Source organism: Alcaligenes sp. Marseille-Q7550 (assembly GCF_965112015.1).
Map to the genome: position 1 here is coordinate 517,064 of NZ_CBCOPU010000002.1, position 18,324 is coordinate 535,387.

Genomic DNA, 18,324 nt, shown 5'->3' on the forward strand with positions numbered 1-18,324 from the left:
GTTTTTTTGGCTCTTCGAGGAATTGCGGCAGCCAATTTGCCAGGTCGATGCCGAACCGGTTTTTTGAAGACGCCGTTCAACTTTACCGCCGGGCCGCCCGTTGCGCCGCCTACCCAGCCAAACCGGCCCATGCTACAAAAGATACTTGCCGCCGCTACCGGCTGCTCCATCGGTAACCCCAGTAAGGAATTGTGCATGAAACTCTCGGTACTGACCGTCGCCCTGCGCCTGCGCCACCTGGCCGGAGCCGCCCTGCTGTCCAGCTCGCTGGCCGCCTACGCCCTGCCCGCCGGACTGGCCGAGGGCCCTTCGGTCGAAGGCGTCACCCAATACACTCTGGACAATGGTCTGCGCGTCGTACTGGCTCCGGACGATTCCAAGCCCACCACCACCGTCAACATGACCTATCTGGTCGGCTCGCGTCACGAGAACTATGGCCAGACCGGCATGGCCCACCTGCTCGAGCACATGCTTTTCCGCGGCACGCCCACCCTGCGCAATGCCTTGGGCGAATTCGCCAAGCGCGGCCTGGAGGCCAATGGAACCACCTCCAGCGACCGCACCAATTATTTCGCCAGCTTCGCCGCCCAGCCTGAAACCCTGGAGTGGTACCTGAATTGGCAGGCGGACGTCATGGTCAACGCCCTGATCGACAAGCAGGACCTGGAAGCCGAAATGCCGGTCGTGCGCAACGAAATGGAGAATGGCGAGAACAATCCCTTTCGCATCCTGATGCAGAAAGTGGTCGCCGCGGCCTATCAATGGCACAGTTACGGCAAGAACACCATAGGCGCGCGCTCTGACGTGGAAAACGTGGACATCGAGCAGTTGCGCAAGTTCTACCACGACTATTACCAGCCGGACAACGCCGTCCTGTTCGTCACGGGACAGTTCGACCAGGAAGCCACGCTGGAGGTCATCGCCAAGGCGTTCGGCGCCATTCCCAAGCCCACCCGCCGCCTGCGGCCCGAATACACGGTGGAGCCGGTTCAGGACGGCACCCGCAGCGTGACGCTGCGCCGCCACGGCGGCGCGCCGCTGATCATGTCCATGTATCACATGCCCAGCGCCGCCAGCCCCGACTACATCCCATTGAGCCTGGGCGTCAGCGCCCTGGGCGACACGCCCGGCGGCCTGCTCTACAAGAACCTGGTCAACAAACAGTTGGCCACCAGCGTGTTCAGCTTCGACTCCGGCAGCCACGATCCCGGCTACGCGCTGTTCGGCGCCGAGCTCAAACCAGGCATGGACCAGCAAAAAGCCCTGAAGGTCATGAACGATACCTTGGAGGGTCTGACCAAGACGCCTCTGGCTTCCACTGACCTGGAACGCATCCGCAGCCAATGGCTGACGTCCTGGACCCGCACCTACGCCAACCCGTCCAGCCTGCCCGGCGCGCTGTCCGAAGCGGCCGCCAGCGGCGACTGGCGGCTGTTCTTCCTGCAGCGCGACCGCGTGGAGTCCGCCAAGCTGGACCAGGTTCAGAAAGCCCTGCAGACCTGGCTGGTGGCCAGCAATCGCACCAACGGGCTGTACATTCCCACCGACAAGCCCGTGCGCGCGCCCGAGGCGACGCCGGTCGACGTCCAGAAACTGGTCGCCGACTACAAAGGCAAGGACACCGGCAAGGCCGTGGAAGCCTTCGATCCGAGCCCCGCCAACATCGATGCCCGAACCGACCTTCAACCTTTGTCGCTCGGACCGCAACTGGGCGAAATCAAGATGGCCCTGCTGCCCAAGGCGACCCGCGCCGAACGGGTGGAAGCGCGCCTGTCCCTGAAGTTCGGCACGCCCGATGAACTCAAGAACCAAAGCGCGGCCGCAGCCGCCGCGGCGGCGTTGCTGGCCACCGGCACCCGGAAGCTGGATCGCGAGCAGATCGCCGACCAGTTCACCGCCCTGCAGACCCAATTCAGCTTCGACGGCTCCAACGGCCGCCTGCAGATCAGCCTGTCCTCCACGCGCGAAAACCTGCCCAAGGCGCTGGCGCTGGCGCTGACCATCCTGCGCGAAGCCAGCTTTCCCGAGTCCGAACTGAAGAAATACCAGGAATACACGATCACGGACCTGAAATCGGCCAGCACCGACCCCACGGCCCTGGCCCAGCACGCCATCGAGCGCTACGGCAACCCCTGGCCCAAGGGCGACATACGCTACACCCCCACCTTCGAGGAGGCCATCGAACAGGTCCAGGATCTGAAGATCAAGCAGGTGCGCGACTTCTACCAGAAATTCTACGGTACCGGCGACATGGCCTTCAGCGCCGTGGGCGATTTCGACAAGGACCAGATCCGTCAGGTCCTGGCCGACGGCTTCAAGGGCTGGCGCAAGGCGCCCGCCTACCAGCGCCCCGAAGATCCGTTCCACGCCGTGTCGCCCAAGCAGTTCGACATCAATACGCCCGACAAGGCCAACGCCTTCTACCTGGCGGACCTGGGCCTGAAGCTGCAGGACAGCGACGCGGACTTCCCGGCGATCTACGTGGCCAACTATCTGCTGGGCCTGTCCGAGACCTCCCGCCTGTGGAACCGGGTGCGCGTGCAGGACGGCCTTCCCTACAACGTGCGCAGCCAGGGGGACGCCCCCTGCCACGAGCCCAACGGCTCCTGGACCATCTACGCCATCCACGCACCCGCCAACAGCGCCAAGGTGGACAAGACGATCCAGGAGGTGCTGCGGCAGACTCTCAAGGAAGGCTTCACCGAGCAGGAAGTCAAGGAAGGCGTCAACGCCCTGCTGAACTACCGCCGTCTCACCCGCAGCAATGACAGCGTGCTCAGCAGCGCCTGGCTCAACTACCTGGACCTGGGACGCACCTTCGAGTGGTCCGAACGGATGGACCAGGCCATGCAGAAGCTGCACGCCGCCCAGGTCAATGCCGTCCTGCGCAAGTACCTGAAGCCTGAGGATCTGGTGGTGGCGATCGCGGCAGACCACGAGCGTCAGAAGACCGACGCCCAGGCGCCTGCCGCCGAGCAAGCGCAATAAGCCGCCGGCGGGCTCCGCAAGGCGCGGAACCTGCCGACACGCTTCGCGAAGGCGCCCGGCGTGGCCGGGCGGCCTCGCCCCCGACCACCGGCTGATGAAATCCATCCAAGATGAAACTGACAGTCCTGACCTACGGCACGGAAGGCGACACCCGGCCCCTGGCCGTACTATGCCGCGCCTTGATGGACGCCGGCCATCATGTCCGCCTGCTGGCCGAGGCCAACTCGCTGGACAGCGCCCGCCAGCTGGCGGTTCCGCATGACAGCTTGAGCGGAGACATCAAACAGGACCTGCAGACCCTGGTTCTGCAAGGCTCCGGGGTCAATGCGACCTTGAAGGGCCTGTCGCGCATGGCCAATGCCCAGGCGCAAAGCTGGATGCGGCAAGCCGCTGACGCGGCTGCCGGTTGCGACGGCCTCATCGTTTCGGGCCTGACCGCATTCGTCGGCTTGTCGGTAGCCGACCAGCTCGGCATTCCGGTGATCGGAACCGGGATGATCCCCATCTCTCCCACACAGGCTTTCGCCTCGCCGTTCCTGTCCGGGCAGCGCCTGCCGCCAGCCTTGAACAAGGCCTCCCACAAGCTGGTCAACTGGCTGCTGTGGCAGTCATTCAGAAAATCGATCAACCAGGCTAGAAAGCAGGTGCTTGGCATGCCCCCCCGCCATCGCTTGTGGACCGGGCATCCCATGCTGTACGGCATCTCGCCGGCCTTGCTGCCCGAGCCCGCGGACTGGCCTGAAAACGCCACGCTGTGCGGCCAATGGCTGGAGCCGGAGCGGCCATGGAGCCCCAGCGCCGAGCTGCAAGCCTTTCTGGATGCCGGCGAGGCGCCGATTTACCTAGGGTTCGGCAGCATGGTGGGATTCGATCGCAACGCCTTGCTGCACACGCTGCTCGAGGCCCTGAAAGGGGAACGCATCCTGTTCTACCCTGGCTGGGCCGGCATGCCCGCTGTCCCGCTCCCCGAAAATATATTCGTGCTCGGACAGACACCCCATCGCTGGCTCTTTCCACGTACATCGCTGGCCATTCACCATGGCGGCAGCGGAACCACGCATTCGGCCTGCAGAGCCGGCATTCCTTCCATCGTCCTGCCGTTCGCGGGGGACCAGTTTTTCTGGGGAATACAGTTGAAGCGCCTGGGCCTGGCCGACGACCCGATCTCCACGCGAAAGCTGAGCGCGGACGCCATCCGACAGGCCGTCCGGCTTGCCAGGACGGAGAAGGTAAGGTCACGGGCCGAGACCCTGGCGCGCAGCATGTCTCGTGAAGACAGGGCTGCGCTGGCCGTGGCGCGCATCCAGGCCCTGCTTGGACGCTAGAAGCGGCAACGGGAAAGGCCTTGCGGCCTTCCCTGCCTCAATCAGGAGAAGAAGCCCTTGACCTTGTCGGTCCAGGATTCGCTTTTGGGCGAATGCTTCACGCCGCCGTCGTTCAAGGCCTGCTCGAACTGACGCAGCAATTTCTTCTGCTCCTCGTTCAGTCTCACCGGCGTCTCGATCTGGATGTGGCAGTACAGATCGCCGGGGTAGCTGGAACGAATGCCCTTGATTCCCTTGCCGCGCAGGCGGAAGGTCTTGCCGACCTGGGTGCCTTCGGGAATGGTGATCTCGCCGCGTCCCGTCAAGGTGGGCACTTCCACCGTACCGCCCAGGGCGGCCGTGGTGAAGGGGATGGTCAGCTCGCAATGCAGGTCTTCGCCGTCGCGCTGGAAGATGCCGTGCGGCTTGATGCGGATCTCCACGTACAGGTCGCCCGGAGGGCCGCCGTTCACGCCCGGCTCGCCATTGCCGCTGGAGCGGATGCGCATGCCGTCGTCGATGCCGGCCGGGATCTTAACCTGCAGGGTCTTGGTCTTCTTGACCTTGCCTTCGCCATGACAGACGTGGCAGGGGTCAGGAATTTCCTTGCCGCTGCCGTGGCACGTCGGGCAGGTCTGCTGCATGCTGAAGATGCCCTGCTGCATGCGCACCGCGCCGCTGCCGTGGCAGGTGCGGCAGGTCTGCGCCGAGGTGCCGGGCTTGGCGCCGGTACCGGAGCAGGTATCGCAATTTTCCCAGCTGGGCACGCGGATTTCGGTATCGAAGCCGGACGCCGCCTGCTCCAGGCTGATGTCCAGCGAGTAGCGCAGGTCCGCCCCGCGATACACCTGGGGCCCACCGCCGCCGCGGCGTCCGCCGCCGAAGATCTCACCGAAAATGTCGCCAAAGGCATCCGCGAATCCGGCCCCGCCCATGCCGCCGCCCATGCCGCCCATGCCGGCGTTGGGATCAACTCCGGCATGACCATAACGGTCATAGGCTTCGCGCTTCTGTTCGTCGGACAGGATTTCGTACGCTTCCTTGGCTTCCTTGAACTTTTCCTCGGCATCCTTTCTGTCGGGATTGCGGTCAGGATGGTACTTCATGGCGAGCTTGCGATACGCCTTGCGGAGTTCATCCTGCGTCGCATTCTTGGCCACACCGAGAATTTCGTATAAATCGCGTTTTGCCATTTTTGTTTAACGACGCCCGTGACGCCGCTGATTGAATAATAATGCCCGATTTCCAGCGCGCAGCCGGAAATCGGGCCAGAGACCTTATTCAGGCTCGCAATTACTGATCGCGCTTGACTTCTTTAAAGTCGGCATCGACCACGTTCTCGTCCGCAGGCTGCTGCGCAGCGCCTTCGGCGCCTTGCTGAGCGGCGGCCTGGGCCTGCATGTCGGCGTACATCTTCTCGCCCAGCTTCTGCGAGGCCGCGCCCAGCGCTTCGACCTTGGCGTCGATGGCTTCCTTGTCGCCGTCCTTGAGGGTTTCCTCCAGTTCGGCGATGGCCTTCTCGATGCCTTCCTTCTCGGCGGCTTCCAGCTTGTCGCCGTATTCGCCCAGCGATTTGCGGGTGGAGTGGATCAGGGCTTCAGCCTGGTTGCGGGCCACGGCCAGCTCGGCGATGCGATGGTCTTCGGCCGCGTTGACTTCGGCGTCCTTCACCATGCGCTCGATTTCCTCGTCGGACAGACCGGAATTCGCCTTGATGGTGATCTTGTTCTCCTTGCCCGTGCCCTTGTCCTTGGCGGACACGTGCAGGATGCCGTTGGCGTCGATGTCGAAGGTGACTTCGATCTGCGGCACGCCGCGGGCCGCCGGCGGAATGCCTTCCAGGTTGAACTCGCCCAGCGCCTTGTTGCCGGCGGCGATCTCGCGCTCGCCCTGGAAGACCTTGATGGTCACGGCGGGCTGGTTGTCGTCCGCGGTGGAGAACACCTGCGAATGACGGGTCGGGATCGTGGTGTTCTTCTGGATCATCTTGGTCATGACGCCGCCCAGGGTCTCGATGCCCAGGGACAGGGGAGTCACGTCCAGCAGCAGCACGTCGGTGCGGTCGCCCGAGAGCACGGAGCCCTGGATGGCGGCGCCGGCGGCGACGGCCTCGTCAGGGTTGATGTCCTTGCGGGGATCGCGGCCGAAGAATTCCTTCACGCGCTCCTGCACCTTGGGCATGCGGGTCATGCCGCCGACCAGGATCACGTCGTCGATCTCGGAAACCTTCACGCCGGCGTCCTTGATGGCCACGCGGCAAGGCTCGATCGTGCGTTCGATCAGGTCCTCGACCAGCGCTTCCAGCTTGGAGCGGGTGATCTTCAGGTTCAGGTGCTTGGGACCGGAAGCATCCGCCGTGATGTAAGGCAGGTTGATTTCGGTCTGCTGCGCGGAAGACAGCTCGATCTTGGCCTTTTCGGCGGATTCCTTCAGGCGCTGCAGGGCCAGCACGTCCTTGGACAGGTCCACGCCGCTTTCTTTCTTGAACTCGGCGATGATGTAGTCGATGATGCGCTTGTCGAAGTCTTCACCGCCCAGGAACGTGTCGCCGTTGGTCGAGAGCACTTCGAACTGTTTTTCGCCGTCCACATCGGCGATTTCGATGATGGACACGTCGAAGGTGCCGCCGCCCAGGTCATAGACGGCGATCTTGCGGTCGCCCTTGTCGGTCTTGTCCAGGCCGAAGGCCAGGGCTGCCGCGGTCGGCTCGTTGATGATGCGTTTGACGTCCAGGCCGGCGATCTTGCCGGCGTCCTTGGTGGCCTGGCGCTGGCTGTCGTTGAAGTAGGCGGGCACCGTGATCACGGCCTCGGTGACTTCTTCGCCCAGATAGTCTTCAGCGGTTTTCTTCATCTTGCGCAGGATGTCGGCCGACACCTGCTGAGGAGCCAGCTTCTTGCCCTGCGCTTCCACCCAGGCATCGCCGTTGTCGGCAGCCACGATGGTGTAAGGCACGTGGTCGATGTCCGTCTGCACGGCTTTTTCCGTGAACTTGCGGCCGATCAGGCGCTTGACGGCGAAGATGGTGTTGGCGGGATTGGTGACGGCCTGGCGCTTGGCGGGCGCGCCAACCAGGATTTCGCCATCCTGCATGTAGGCCACGATGGAAGGCGTCGTGCGCGCGCCTTCGGCATTTTCGATAATACGAACCTGGTCGCCATCCAGAACAGACACACAGCTGTTGGTGGTGCCAAGGTCAATACCAATGATTTTGCCCATGATTTTTTACCTGACTAAAAAATAGATTGCGAAAGCAAATTGTTCGATGAAATGCATATGGGGAACACTATGTGCATTTCAAGAGCCAGAGCCCATTTTTTTACCGCTGTCAGCCACAAGCCGACGAGACGGCGTAGGGAAAATTTTTGCCGCCGGGCCGCCCCAAGGCAAAAAGCGCCCCCTTGGGGGGCAGCAAGCCGAAGGCGCGGCGTGGGGGCATTCACTTGGCGGCAGCCACCATGACCAGGGCCGGACGCAGGACGCGCTCGGAGATGGTGTAGCCCTTCTGAAGCAGCTGAACCACGGCGCCTTCCTCGTATTCCGACGGCACGGCCGAAATGGCCTGGTGCAGGTGCGGGTCGAACTTGTCGCCGGGCCCGGGCGCGACTTCCTTCAGGCTGTTGCGCTCGAAAGCCTTGTTCAACTGGCGCAAGGTGGTTTCGACCCCTTCCTTCCACGCCTCGACGCTTTGCTCGGGCTGGGCCAGGGCGGCTTCCAGACTGTCGCGCACCGGGATCAGGCTCTCGGCGAAGGACTCCGTGCCGAACTTGCGGGCCTTGGAGACTTCGTCGTCCGCGCGACGGCGGATGTTCTCCACTTCGGCCTTGGCGCGCAGCAGCTGGTCATAGTATTGCGAGACCTTCTCCTGGGCCTGCGCCAGCTCGGCGGCCAGGTCGGCGCTGTCTTCTTCGGGCTGCTGACCCAGGACTTCCGGCTGGGCCTGTTCAGGCGTGTTTTCCGTCACTTCCCCGTCCAGAGGCTTGTTGGGATCGGCATGTGTAGCCATTCGTCTTTCTCCACTACGTGAATCGTTGATCGCATGAAAATGGGGGCGTGCGCCCCCAATTCAAGACTGCATTCGAGATTTTGCCGAAAAACCGGCGCGACGGCGCGCGCTCAGGCCGGCGCAATGCGGCCGGGCAGCCAGCCGCCCAGGTGCTGCACGGCCAGCCGCCCCAGCCCTTCGACCCATTCGGGATCGGCGTTCAGGCAGGGAATATAGTGGAACTCGCGCCCGCCCTCCTGCAGGAAGGCGTCGCGGCATTCCACCTGGATCTCCTCCAGCGTCTCCAAGCAATCGGCCAGAAAGCCCGGACACAGGGCGTCCACCCGGCCCACGCCCTCCTTGCCCCATTGACGCAGCAAGGGCTCGGTATAGGGCTCCAGCCAGCGCTGGGCGCCGAAACGGCTCTGGAAGGACATGAAGACGGGCACGGCCGGTTCGTCCAGCGCTGCCCGCAAGGCGGCGGCGGTTTCGCGGCAATCGCGCAGATACGGATCGCCCAGCTCGGCGCAGCGGCGCGGCAGGCCGTGGAAACTGAGCAGCAGGCGATCCGGCCTGCCATGCTCCTCCCAATGGCCGCGCACCTGGGAGGCCAGCGCTCCAATGTAATCCGGGTGCGTGTGGTAGCGCTTGATGAAGCGCAGCTCGGGCTGGTTGCGCTGCCGGCGCAGATGCGCCGCCACGCAATCGAAGGCCGTGGCCGTGGTGCTGGCCGCATATTGCGGATACAGCGGCAAGGCCAGGATGCGCTCGCAGCCGGCGGCCTTGAGCTTGTCCAGGGCGCCGGCAATGGAAGGATTGCCATAGCGCATGCCCAGTTCGACGCGCACATCGTGCCCCTGCCCGGCCAGCAACTCCTGCAGGCCCTCGGCCTGCGCCTGGCTCCACACCAGCAGGGGCGCGCCCTCGGCCAGCCAGATATCCTTGTAGCGCGGCGCCAGCCTGGCTGGCCGGCGCGGCAAAATGAACAGGCGCAGGATGACCTGCCAGAGGACCTGGGGGATCTCGATGACGCGCGGATCGGACAGGAATTCGCCCAGGTAGCGTCGTATGGCCTTGGGTTCGGGCTGGTCCGGCGTGCCCAGATTGATCATCAGGATGCCGATCGGCCCGGCCTCGCGCACAGGCGCATCGGCATTGAACATATCGGCGTCGACCGGTTCGGGCAGATAGGGGGAAGCAAGCAACTTGGGCATGGTGGTAAAGACAAAAAGCGGCAGGCCGGAACCCGCAGGGCCCGCCAAGGGGCAGACCGGACTAGCCGGCCGAATGATGGCTCAGGGCATTTGACAACAGCCGGGCGGTAATGTCCACGATGGGGATCACCCGATCGTACGCCATGCGCGACGGTCCGATCACGCCCAGCGTCCCGACCACCTTGCCGTCCACCCCGTAAGGCGCGGTGATGACCGAGACATCGTCCAGCGGTACCAGTTGCGAATCGCCGCCGATGTAGATCTGCACGCCTTCGGCCTGGCTGGAGACATCCAGCAGATGCAGCAGGTCGGTCTTTTTCTCGAAGAGCGAGAACAGGCGGCGCAGGCGGTCCATGTCGGCCACCATCTCCGTCACGTTCAGCAGTTTGCTCTCGCCGGCGATCACCACGGCTTCTTCGTTGTCGGGCTGGTGGCTGCCGACGTCCACCGCCTGCTGCATCAGGCGCGAGATGTCCTCCTGCAGGGAGCTGAGTTCCTGCGACAGGGCCAGCCTCACGGATTCGAAGGACATGCCCGAGAAATGTTGGTTGAAGAAATGACTGGCCTCGACCAATTCATGCTCCAGGTAGTCGCGCGGCACGAACAGGATGCGGTTCTGCACGTCGCCGTCCGGGGTGACGATGATCAGCAGCACGCGCTTGTCCGACAGCCGGATGAATTCGATCTGCCTGAACGTCTGGGCCTTCTTGGGCGCCAGGACCACGCCGGCGAACTGCGACAGATTGGACAGCAGGGAGGCCGCCGAACTGACTGCGCGATTGGGCTCGTCGAAAGGCAGGAACTGGCTCAGGTTCTGGGCGTCGGGCCGCTCGAAGCGCTGCGAGGCCAGCAGCCGGTCCACGAACAGCCGGTACCCCTTGGGCGTGGGCACCCGGCCCGCGGAGGTGTGGGGGCTGTGGATCAGGCCCAGGGCTTCCAGCTCGGCCATGACGTTGCGTATGGTGGCCGGCGAGAAATCAAAGACGGTTGACAGGGTACGGGACCCGACGGGCTGCCCATCGGCGATATACCGCTCGATCAGCACCTTCAGCAATGCATTCGCTCTGTCATCCATGTCGCGCATATCACTTAAAAAAACACCCCGCTGCAGGACAAAGGGGAGATTCTTGCAACCAAGCCTGTAGCGGCAACTCTATAATCAATTTATCGCAATTATTTCATTAATCAATAAGGTTTTCGCCCCATGCATTTCAAAACGGTCGCCATTGTCGGCAGATATCAGGATTCCGGCCTGGACGCGCCCGTCCGGTCGCTGGCCCGGACCCTGGTCAATGCCGGCTGTTCGGTGCTGGTGGAGGCCGCGACCGCCCGCAATACCGGCGTCACCGAATTTCCCGTGTGCGACTACGCGGAGATCGGCTCTCGCGCCGACCTGGCCGTGGTCATGGGCGGAGACGGCACCATGATCGGCGCCGCCCGCGAACTGGCGCACAGCAAGGTGCCCCTGGTCGGCATCAACCACGGCCGCCTGGGCTTCATTACCGACATTCCCCTGAACGACGCCAACGACGCCCTGGTCAGCGTGCTGAACGGCCATTACGACATCGAAGAGCGCTCCATGCTGGAGGGCCGGGTGGTGCGCGACGGGCAGGTTCTGTATTCGGGCGTGGCCCTGAACGACGTGGTCATCAACCGCGCGGGGCGCGGCGGCATGATAGAACTGCGCGTGGAGCTGGACGGCGTCTTCATGTACCGCCAGCGCGCCGACGGCCTGATCATCTCCACCCCGACCGGCTCCACCGCCTACTCGCTGGCCGCCAGCGGCCCCATTCTGCACCCCTCGCTCAATGCCTTCCTGCTGGTGCCCGTGGCGCCGCAGACCTTGTCGCACCGTCCCATCGTCCTGCCCGACAGCGGCACCCTGAACCTGACCATCACGGCCCTGGGGCGCGTCGAATCGGGCGGCAGCGTGCACTTCGACATGCAGGCCTGGTCGGACTGCCAGCAGGGCGACCGCATCGACGTGCGCCGCGCGCACGACACCATTCGCTTCATTCACCCCAAGGGCTACAGCTTCTTCTCCACCCTGCGCCACAAGCTGGACTGGAACCGCATGCCCCTGCCCAACGAAGAAAACGAATAACGCTCCTATGCTCCGTACCCTGCACGTTCGAGACTTTGTGATCGTGGATCAGGCCACGATCGATTTCGAGACCGGCTTCACGGTGTTCTCCGGCGAGACCGGCGCCGGCAAATCCATCCTGATCGACGCCCTGTCCCTGGCGCTGGGCGCGCGCGGCGATGCCAAGGCCATACGCGAAGGCTGCCCGCGCACCGAGATCAGCGCGCAATTCGACTGTCCGCCCCACATACGGGACTGGCTCGCCGAACGCGACTTCGAGGCCTCGGACGAACTGGTGCTGCGCCGCCTGATCGACCAGCAGGGGCGCAACCGCAGCTACATCAACGGCAGCCCGGCCACCCTGGCCCAGTTGCGCGAGCTGGGCGAACTGCTGGTGGACATCCACGGCCAGCACGCCCACCAGAGCCTGATGCAGTCGCACAGCCAGTACGAGCTGCTCGACAGCCAGGGCGGCCACCTGCCCCTGCCCCGCCAGGTCGCGCAGGCCTGGCAGGCATGGAGCCAGGCCCGCAAGGCCGTGGAACAGGCCAGCCACAGCGCCGAACAACGCCAGCGCGAACAGGAGCAGCTTGAATGGCAGATCGGCGAGCTCGCCGCGCTGCATCTGCAGGAAGGCGAATGGGACCAGCTTCAGCAGGAGCACACGCGCCTTTCCCACGCCCAGGCCCTGATCGACGGCAGCGCCCAGGCCCTGCAAGCGCTGGACGGCGAAGAAACCTCCGTGCAGCGGCCGCTGGGCGCCGCCGCCCACGAAATGGCTTCCCTGCTGCGCCACGATCCCGCGCTGCAAACCATTGTCGATAGCCTGGAATCGGCCCGCATCGCCGTCACCGAAGCCGTGTCGGACCTGAACAGCTACCTGAGCGACACCGAACTGGATCCGGAGCGCTTGGCGCAGACCGAAGAGCGCGTGTCCGCCATTTTCTCGGCCGCCCGCAAATTCAAGACCGAACCCGAAGAATTGCCCGCGCAGCTGGAGCAGTGGCAAGAACAGCTGCGCCAGGTCCAGCAATCCTTCGATCTGCAAGCCCTGCAGGAACAGGTGCGCAAGACGCAGGCCCACTACGAATCCCTGGCCGCGCAACTGAGCGCGGCGCGGCGCAAGACCAGCGCCCAGCTGGGCAAGCAGGTAAGCCAGGCCATGCAATCGCTGGCCATGCAAGGCGGCCGCTTCGAGATCGCCCTGACGCCCAGTCCGCCACAGGCGCACGGCCTGGAGCACGTGGAGTTCCTGGTGGCGGGCCACCAGGGCGTCACGCCCCGTCCCCTGGCCAAGGTTGCCTCTGGGGGCGAGCTGGCGCGCGTCTCGCTGGCCTTGTCCGTCATCGCCAGCCAGGCGGCTCGCGTGCCCACCCTGATCTTCGATGAAGTGGACACCGGCGTGGGCGGCGCCGTGGCCGAGGTCGTGGGCCGGCTGCTGCAGGAACTGGGCGCGCGCCACCAGGTGCTGTGCGTCACCCACCTGCCCCAGGTGGCCGCCTGCGGAGACCATCACCTGAAGGTCGAGAAAGCATCGGTCAAGGGCCAGACTTTTTCTTCCATACGCCCTCTGGACCAGGCCGAGCGGGTGGACGAGATCGCCCGCATGCTGGGCGGGCTGGAAATCACCAGCACCACGCGCGAACATGCGCGGGAAATGCTGGAGCGGCAACGCTGACAAGCGTAGCATTGTCATGATCAACCCGACCTTTCGCCCGGCCGTGCCTGATGATGCTTCCATGTGCATCGCAATCCGGGGGCTGACCAGAGAGAACGCGTTTTCCGAGGAGGACCTGCGCGCGCTGGGAATCACCGCCCAGTCCTGGAGCGCCGGCATCCAGGATGGCAGCTCTCCCGGCTTCGTGGCCTGCCTGGACGGCCGGATGATCGGTTACTGCTTTGGCGACCGCGATAGCGGCGAGATCACCGTCCTCGCCCTGCTGCCCGCCTACGAAGGCCGGGGGATCGGCAGAACCTTGCTTGGGCTGATGATCGAGGACTTCAAGCGCAAAGGCTTCAAACGCCTGTTCCTGGCCTGCGCCAGCGATCCGGACGTCCGCTCCTACGGTTTCTACCGGCGACTGGGCTGGACGGCTACCGGCGAGCAGGACGCGTACGGCGACGACATCCTTGAACTCTCGATCGAACAGTAATCGACGGCGCGCCCGATAAACCCCGCCCCGTTCGGGAGCGCGCCTCGCCGACGGCATGGGGCTGATCGATTCAAGTGGCCCGGCCCGCGTCCTGGGCAATGGCCGCGTCATTCCGGTTTGAGCCAAAGCATGAGCATTATCGACGATCTGGGCCCGCGCATCTGCATTCTGGGGCCCTCCAACAGCGGCAAATCCACGCTGGCCCTGGCCATCGCGCGAAAACGCGGCCTGCCGGTCATTCATCTCGACCGGCTCTATCACCAGCCCCATACCGACTGGCGGCCCCGGCCCGAGGCAAAGGTGCGCCGCCTGCATGAACAAGCCATACAGCAGGAACAATGGGTCATGGAAGGCAACTACACGCGCATTCTCCCCCGGCGGCTGGATCGCGCCACAGGCTTCATTCTGCTGGATGTATCGATGGTCCTCAGCTTGTTTCGCTACTTTCATCGGACCTGGTTCGAACGCAATCGGGCCGGTGCGCTGGAAGGCGGCCGGGACACAATGAAGTGGCGCATGATCCGTCACATCACCGCCGTCACGCCGTCGAACAGACAACGATATGCCGATATCTACGAACACGTCAGCCTGCCCAAAGTGAAGCTGATGACGAGGGGCGAGCTCAAGCGCTTCTACAGGACGGAAGGACTCGAGGGCTAGAACGCAACGACCGGGCAAGAAAAAGCCCCGCCGGCTGGCGCCGACGGGGCAAATATTCTATCCGGTTCCGCGCCTGCCAGGCTCAATATCAGGACTTGCCATCGATATGAACCGATGGGCTTGTCCTGCCCCCGAAGCCGGGTCAGGCGGGAATCCGGATCACATGGGGCGCGATCAGGAGCGCAACGCGGACTTGGCCTGCTTGCCGGCCTGCGCGCACTTGGGGCAGATGCCGTACAGCAGCATGGTGTGGCTCTCCAGCGCAAAACCGTGTTCCTTGGCGATCTCGTGCTGGCGGGCTTCGATCTGGCTGTCGGTGAACTCTTCCACCACGCCGCAATTGGTGCAGATCAGGTGGTCGTGGTGGTCGCCGTCGTTCAGTTCGAACACGGCCTTGCCGCCGTCGAACTGGCTGCGCACCAGGATGCCGGCCTGTTCGAACTGGGTCAGCACGCGATATACCGTGGCCAGGCCGATGTCGACTTCGTCGGCGATCAGCAGGCGGTAGACGTCCTCGGCGCTGAGGTGGCGCTGGCCTTCCTGATCCGAGCGACGAAAGATGTCCAGAATCTTCAGGCGCGGTAAAGTCGCCTTCAGCCCCATGTTTTTCAGTTCATTTTGATCGTTCATGGCTAAAATTATCGCATCTTGATGGGGGTGGATCCCGGGTCCGGACCCGCCGCAAGGCGGGCCTGTCCCGAGGCGGTTCGGAGCGCAATTCATGCGCTTTTTCCTAAACCCTTATATGATAACGATTTTATTCCAACAGGGGCATTTCGTGCAGAAGAAGGCAAATTCATTCACTCCTGTCATCCGCGCCGTACTGGCGGCGAGCCTGGCTGCAGCGGCCCTGACGGCCTGCGGATCCTCCAAATGGGGCTTCCCCTATCGCGCCGACGTCCAACAGGGGAACTGGATCACTGCCGAGCAGGTGTCCCGCCTGCAACCCGGGATGACCCGCGACCAGGTCCGCTATCTGCTGGGTTCGCCCACCCTGCAGGACATCTTCCACGCCTACCGCTGGGACTCCCCCTACCTGAACCAGCCCGGCTACGGCAAGACCGAGCAACGCACCTTCACCGTCTGGTTCGAAGGCGACACCCTGGTGCGCTGGCAGGGCGATGAGCAGCCCGACCGCCAACCCTTCGAGCGCGCCGACACCGGCAAACGCCACAGCTCCGGCCCGGCCGACGCCAACGAAGGCACCCAGCAGTTCGTGCGCCCCATAGGCGGGCATTCCAGCCCCCGCGGCAGCGACGAAGCCGCGCCGCCCTCCACCCAGCCCGTACAGTAAGCAGAAAGGACAGGATACATGCGCATCGCCATTGCCGGCGCAGACGGCCGTATGGGCCGTATGCTGATCGAAGCCGTATTGAACAGCCCGGACCTGACGCTCAGCGTCGCCCTGGACCGCCAGGGAGCGGCCTCCATCGGGCAGGACGCCGGAGCGTTCCTGGGCAAGCCCACCGGCGTGACCATCACCGACGACCTGCACGCCCTGGCCCAGGCCGACTGCCTGATCGACTTCGCCCGCCCTGAAGGCACGCTGGCCCACCTGGAAGCCTGCCTGCAGCACGGCACGCGCCTGGTCATCGGCACCACCGGCTTCTCCGAGGCCGAAAAACAGCAGATCCAGGCCGCCGGCCGGGAAATCGCCATCGTCTTCGCGCCCAACATGAGCGTGGGCGTGAACGCCACCCTGAAACTGATCGAGCTGGCCGCGGCCCTGCTGAACCAAGGCTACGACGCGGAAATCTTCGAGGCCCACCACCGCAACAAGGTGGATGCGCCCTCGGGCACGGCCCTGGCCATGGGCGAAGCCATTGCCAAGACCTGGGGCGAATCGCTGGCCGACGTCGCCGACTGGGCCCGCCACGGCCACACCGGCGCCCGCCAGTACGGCCGCATCGGTTTTTCCGTGCTGCGCGGCGGCGACATCATCGGCGACCACACCGTCTTTTTCTGCGGCCAGGGTGAACGCATCGAAATCTCCCACCGCTCCACCAGCCGCGCCGGCTACGCCAACGGCAGCCTGCGCGCCGCGCGCTTCCTGGGCGACAAGAGCAACGGCCTGTACACCATGCAGGACGTGCTGGGCGCCTGAAGCCCAGGCAATTCCATCAAAGCCGGCGTCCACGCCGGCTTTTTTTTATCCTGAGGCTGCCCGGAACGCGCATGCGTCCGTAGCCATTCTGCTTGACGCAGTCAAAAATATCACTAATATATTAGTTGAATACATTACAACCAACACTCAGGATGGAGACACGCATCATGATGAGCGAGCGCCAACGCAAGTTCCGCGAGAACTACAAATCCAGCATCAGTCCCGCCTACAACGGCCTGCTACATGTCGTGGTGACCTATGGAGTCGGCCTGGCAGCCATTTACTACTGCATCGGCAAGCTCGATGCGGTGGGCTGGGAATGGCTGATCATCCTGCCGGTCTTCTTGGCGGGCAACTTCGCCGAATGGGCCATGCACAAGTATGTAATGCACCGACGTATAGACATCATCGGGCTGCGCGAAATCTACGAGCGTCACACGCGACAGCATCACCAGTACTTCACCGACAACGAAGCCACCATAGACTCCACCAAGGAGTTCCGCATCGTCTTCTTCCCCTGGCGCGTGCTGGCCACCCTGGGCGTGGGCGGCGGATTGCTGGGCTGGCTGGCGGCCTGGCTGATCAATCCCAACGCAGGCTACTTCGTGTTCATGACCATGGTGGGGCTATACCTGGTCTATGAGACCTTCCACTACTGCTGCCACGTCCACGAGAACTGGTTCGTGCGCAACATGCCCTTCATCAACACCATCCGTCGGCACCATACCGCCCACCACAACCAGGGAATCATGATGAAGTACAACATGAACCTGACCTTTCCCATCGCCGACTGGGCCATGGGCACCACGGACCTGCGCCGCGGCCTGCTGGGCCACCTGTTCAACGGCTACAGCGAAAAGCACGTCAAGGAAGAACTCAAGCCCATCATCCGACGCTTCCGCTTCGAGGACACGGGCGACACCACGGACGGCCCCCTCCTGAAGCGGGAAGAACAGAGCGCCCTGGATCGCGGGCTGACGGCCTGACCGGCGCGCCGCGGCAAAGCACCGCCGTGGCTACAAGCTGGAGATCAGGGTGCTGCGGGCCAGTTGCTCGATGTGGTCCATCAGGCGGTCCAGACTCTGTCCCGCCTGGTTCATGTCGCCCCCCGCGATGGCGGCCGCGACCTCGGCATGCAGCCTCCCCATTTCGGACAGGACGGAATCCTGCTGGTAGTGACAGAACCGGAAGCGCCGGGACAGACCGTGCATCAGGCGCATGGCGCCCTCGGCGAACTCATTGCGCGCCGCCTCGATCTCCAATTCGTTGAACTGCCTGTCCGCCCGGATGAAGCTGACTTCGTCATCCTGGGCGGCAGCCTACAGGAATGCATCATGCAAGACCATGAATTGCTCTCGCTGTTCACGCGTCGCGCGCCGCGCCGCGCTGCGGCAGATCAGGCGCTCGACCTCCCGGCGCGTCTCGATGAGGCGCAACTGCTTGGGAAGATCGATCTCGGGAATCAACAGGCCGCGCTGCGGCAGCACCAGCATCAGGTGCTCGCGCGCCAGGCGCTGGATGGCCTCGCGGATGGGCGTGCGGCCTATGTCGAACATCTGGCTGAGGGTCAGCTCGGAGACGATGCTGCCCGGCGGCAGCTTCAAGGTGATGATGGCCTCTTCCAGCCGCTCGTAGGCGATGTCCGTCAATTTGGGCTTGGGCTCGGCCAGTTCCTTGATGTCCACGCGCCGCTTGGCGACCCGTGCCTTGCCGACCGTTTCGCCTTTGACTGCTGCTTCCCGCTTTTTTGTGACCATGCTGACCATGCCTTGAAATCGCAGCCCCGGCTGCGCAGACCCGCCGCCGTCCAGCCCGGCTGGACTCTCCCTCGGC

15 protein-coding genes and 1 pseudogene are annotated in these 18,324 nt (G+C 64.0%); 9 read left to right on the forward strand and 7 right to left on the reverse strand.

Features of this window, described 5'->3' with window-relative positions:
• The first annotated feature begins 195 nt into the window (after positions 1-195).
• Positions 196-2,988, forward strand: coding sequence for a M16 family metallopeptidase (locus ACWPWO_RS11775; RefSeq protein WP_454006752.1), 2,793 nt, complete (start codon positions 196-198; stop codon positions 2,986-2,988).
• Between the two features lie 110 nt (positions 2,989-3,098).
• On the forward strand, positions 3,099-4,313 hold the full coding sequence (locus tag ACWPWO_RS11780) for a glycosyltransferase (protein ID WP_454006753.1): 1,215 nt from the start codon (positions 3,099-3,101) through the stop codon (positions 4,311-4,313).
• A gap of 41 nt (positions 4,314-4,354) precedes the next feature.
• Here ACWPWO_RS11780 and dnaJ read toward each other — a convergent pair whose 3' ends face one another.
• The 5 genes from dnaJ to hrcA all read right to left on the reverse strand — a co-directional run bounded on the left by dnaJ (position 4,355) and on the right by hrcA (position 10,566).
• Positions 4,355-5,485 (reverse strand): molecular chaperone DnaJ, encoded by a 1,131-nt coding sequence (dnaJ, locus tag ACWPWO_RS11785; protein WP_454006754.1) that lies wholly within the window; start codon positions 5,483-5,485, stop codon positions 4,355-4,357.
• Positions 5,486-5,585: 100 nt separating this feature from the next.
• Positions 5,586-7,511 (reverse strand): molecular chaperone DnaK, encoded by a 1,926-nt coding sequence (dnaK, locus tag ACWPWO_RS11790; RefSeq protein ID WP_394061105.1) that lies wholly within the window; start codon positions 7,509-7,511, stop codon positions 5,586-5,588.
• A 220-nt stretch (positions 7,512-7,731) separates the two neighbouring features.
• Positions 7,732-8,298, reverse strand: coding sequence for a nucleotide exchange factor GrpE (gene grpE, locus ACWPWO_RS11795; RefSeq protein ID WP_454006755.1), 567 nt, complete (start codon positions 8,296-8,298; stop codon positions 7,732-7,734).
• 110 nt (positions 8,299-8,408) lie between these two features.
• The gene (hemH, locus tag ACWPWO_RS11800) at positions 8,409-9,491 is read right to left on the reverse strand and encodes a ferrochelatase (protein WP_454006756.1); all 1,083 of its coding nucleotides are present in this window, start codon (positions 9,489-9,491) and stop codon (positions 8,409-8,411) included.
• Between the two features lie 61 nt (positions 9,492-9,552).
• Complete coding sequence (gene hrcA, locus ACWPWO_RS11805; protein WP_454006757.1) at positions 9,553-10,566, reverse strand: heat-inducible transcriptional repressor HrcA; 1,014 nt, start codon at positions 10,564-10,566, stop codon at positions 9,553-9,555.
• 129 nt (positions 10,567-10,695) lie between these two features.
• Here hrcA and ACWPWO_RS11810 point away from each other — a divergent pair, with 129 nt between their 5' ends.
• The 4 genes from ACWPWO_RS11810 (at position 10,696) to ACWPWO_RS11825 (ending at position 14,387) form a co-directional block, all read left to right on the forward strand.
• Positions 10,696-11,595 (forward strand): NAD kinase, encoded by a 900-nt coding sequence (locus tag ACWPWO_RS11810; protein WP_454006758.1) that lies wholly within the window; start codon positions 10,696-10,698, stop codon positions 11,593-11,595.
• A gap of 7 nt (positions 11,596-11,602) precedes the next feature.
• A complete protein-coding gene (recN, locus tag ACWPWO_RS11815; protein ID WP_454006759.1) occupies positions 11,603-13,252 on the forward strand; it encodes a DNA repair protein RecN in 1,650 nt (549 codons plus the stop codon).
• 16 nt (positions 13,253-13,268) lie between these two features.
• The gene (locus ACWPWO_RS11820; RefSeq protein ID WP_454006760.1) at positions 13,269-13,727 is read left to right on the forward strand and encodes an N-acetyltransferase family protein; all 459 of its coding nucleotides are present in this window, start codon (positions 13,269-13,271) and stop codon (positions 13,725-13,727) included.
• Positions 13,728-13,856: 129 nt separating this feature from the next.
• A complete protein-coding gene (locus tag ACWPWO_RS11825; protein WP_454006761.1) occupies positions 13,857-14,387 on the forward strand; it encodes an isopentenyl transferase family protein in 531 nt (176 codons plus the stop codon).
• 174 nt (positions 14,388-14,561) lie between these two features.
• On the opposite strand, the gene fur is transcribed toward ACWPWO_RS11825, so the two are convergent.
• Entirely contained in the window at positions 14,562-15,017 is a 456-nt protein-coding gene (gene fur / locus ACWPWO_RS11830; RefSeq protein WP_454006762.1) for a ferric iron uptake transcriptional regulator, read from the reverse strand.
• 148 nt (positions 15,018-15,165) lie between these two features.
• Here fur and ACWPWO_RS11835 point away from each other — a divergent pair, with 148 nt between their 5' ends.
• From ACWPWO_RS11835 to ACWPWO_RS11845, 3 genes are all read left to right on the forward strand, one after another.
• Positions 15,166-15,681 (forward strand): outer membrane protein assembly factor BamE, encoded by a 516-nt coding sequence (locus ACWPWO_RS11835; RefSeq protein WP_454006763.1) that lies wholly within the window; start codon positions 15,166-15,168, stop codon positions 15,679-15,681.
• Between the two features lie 18 nt (positions 15,682-15,699).
• On the forward strand, positions 15,700-16,491 hold the full coding sequence (gene dapB, locus ACWPWO_RS11840; RefSeq protein ID WP_454006764.1) for a 4-hydroxy-tetrahydrodipicolinate reductase: 792 nt from the start codon (positions 15,700-15,702) through the stop codon (positions 16,489-16,491).
• 167 nt (positions 16,492-16,658) lie between these two features.
• On the forward strand, positions 16,659-17,477 hold the full coding sequence (locus tag ACWPWO_RS11845) for a sterol desaturase family protein (RefSeq protein WP_454006765.1): 819 nt from the start codon (positions 16,659-16,661) through the stop codon (positions 17,475-17,477).
• 30 nt (positions 17,478-17,507) lie between these two features.
• Here the strand turns inward: ACWPWO_RS11845 and ACWPWO_RS11850 are convergent.
• A pseudogene (locus ACWPWO_RS11850) lies at positions 17,508-18,248 on the reverse strand (GntR family transcriptional regulator).
• Positions 18,249-18,324 lie beyond the last annotated feature (76 nt).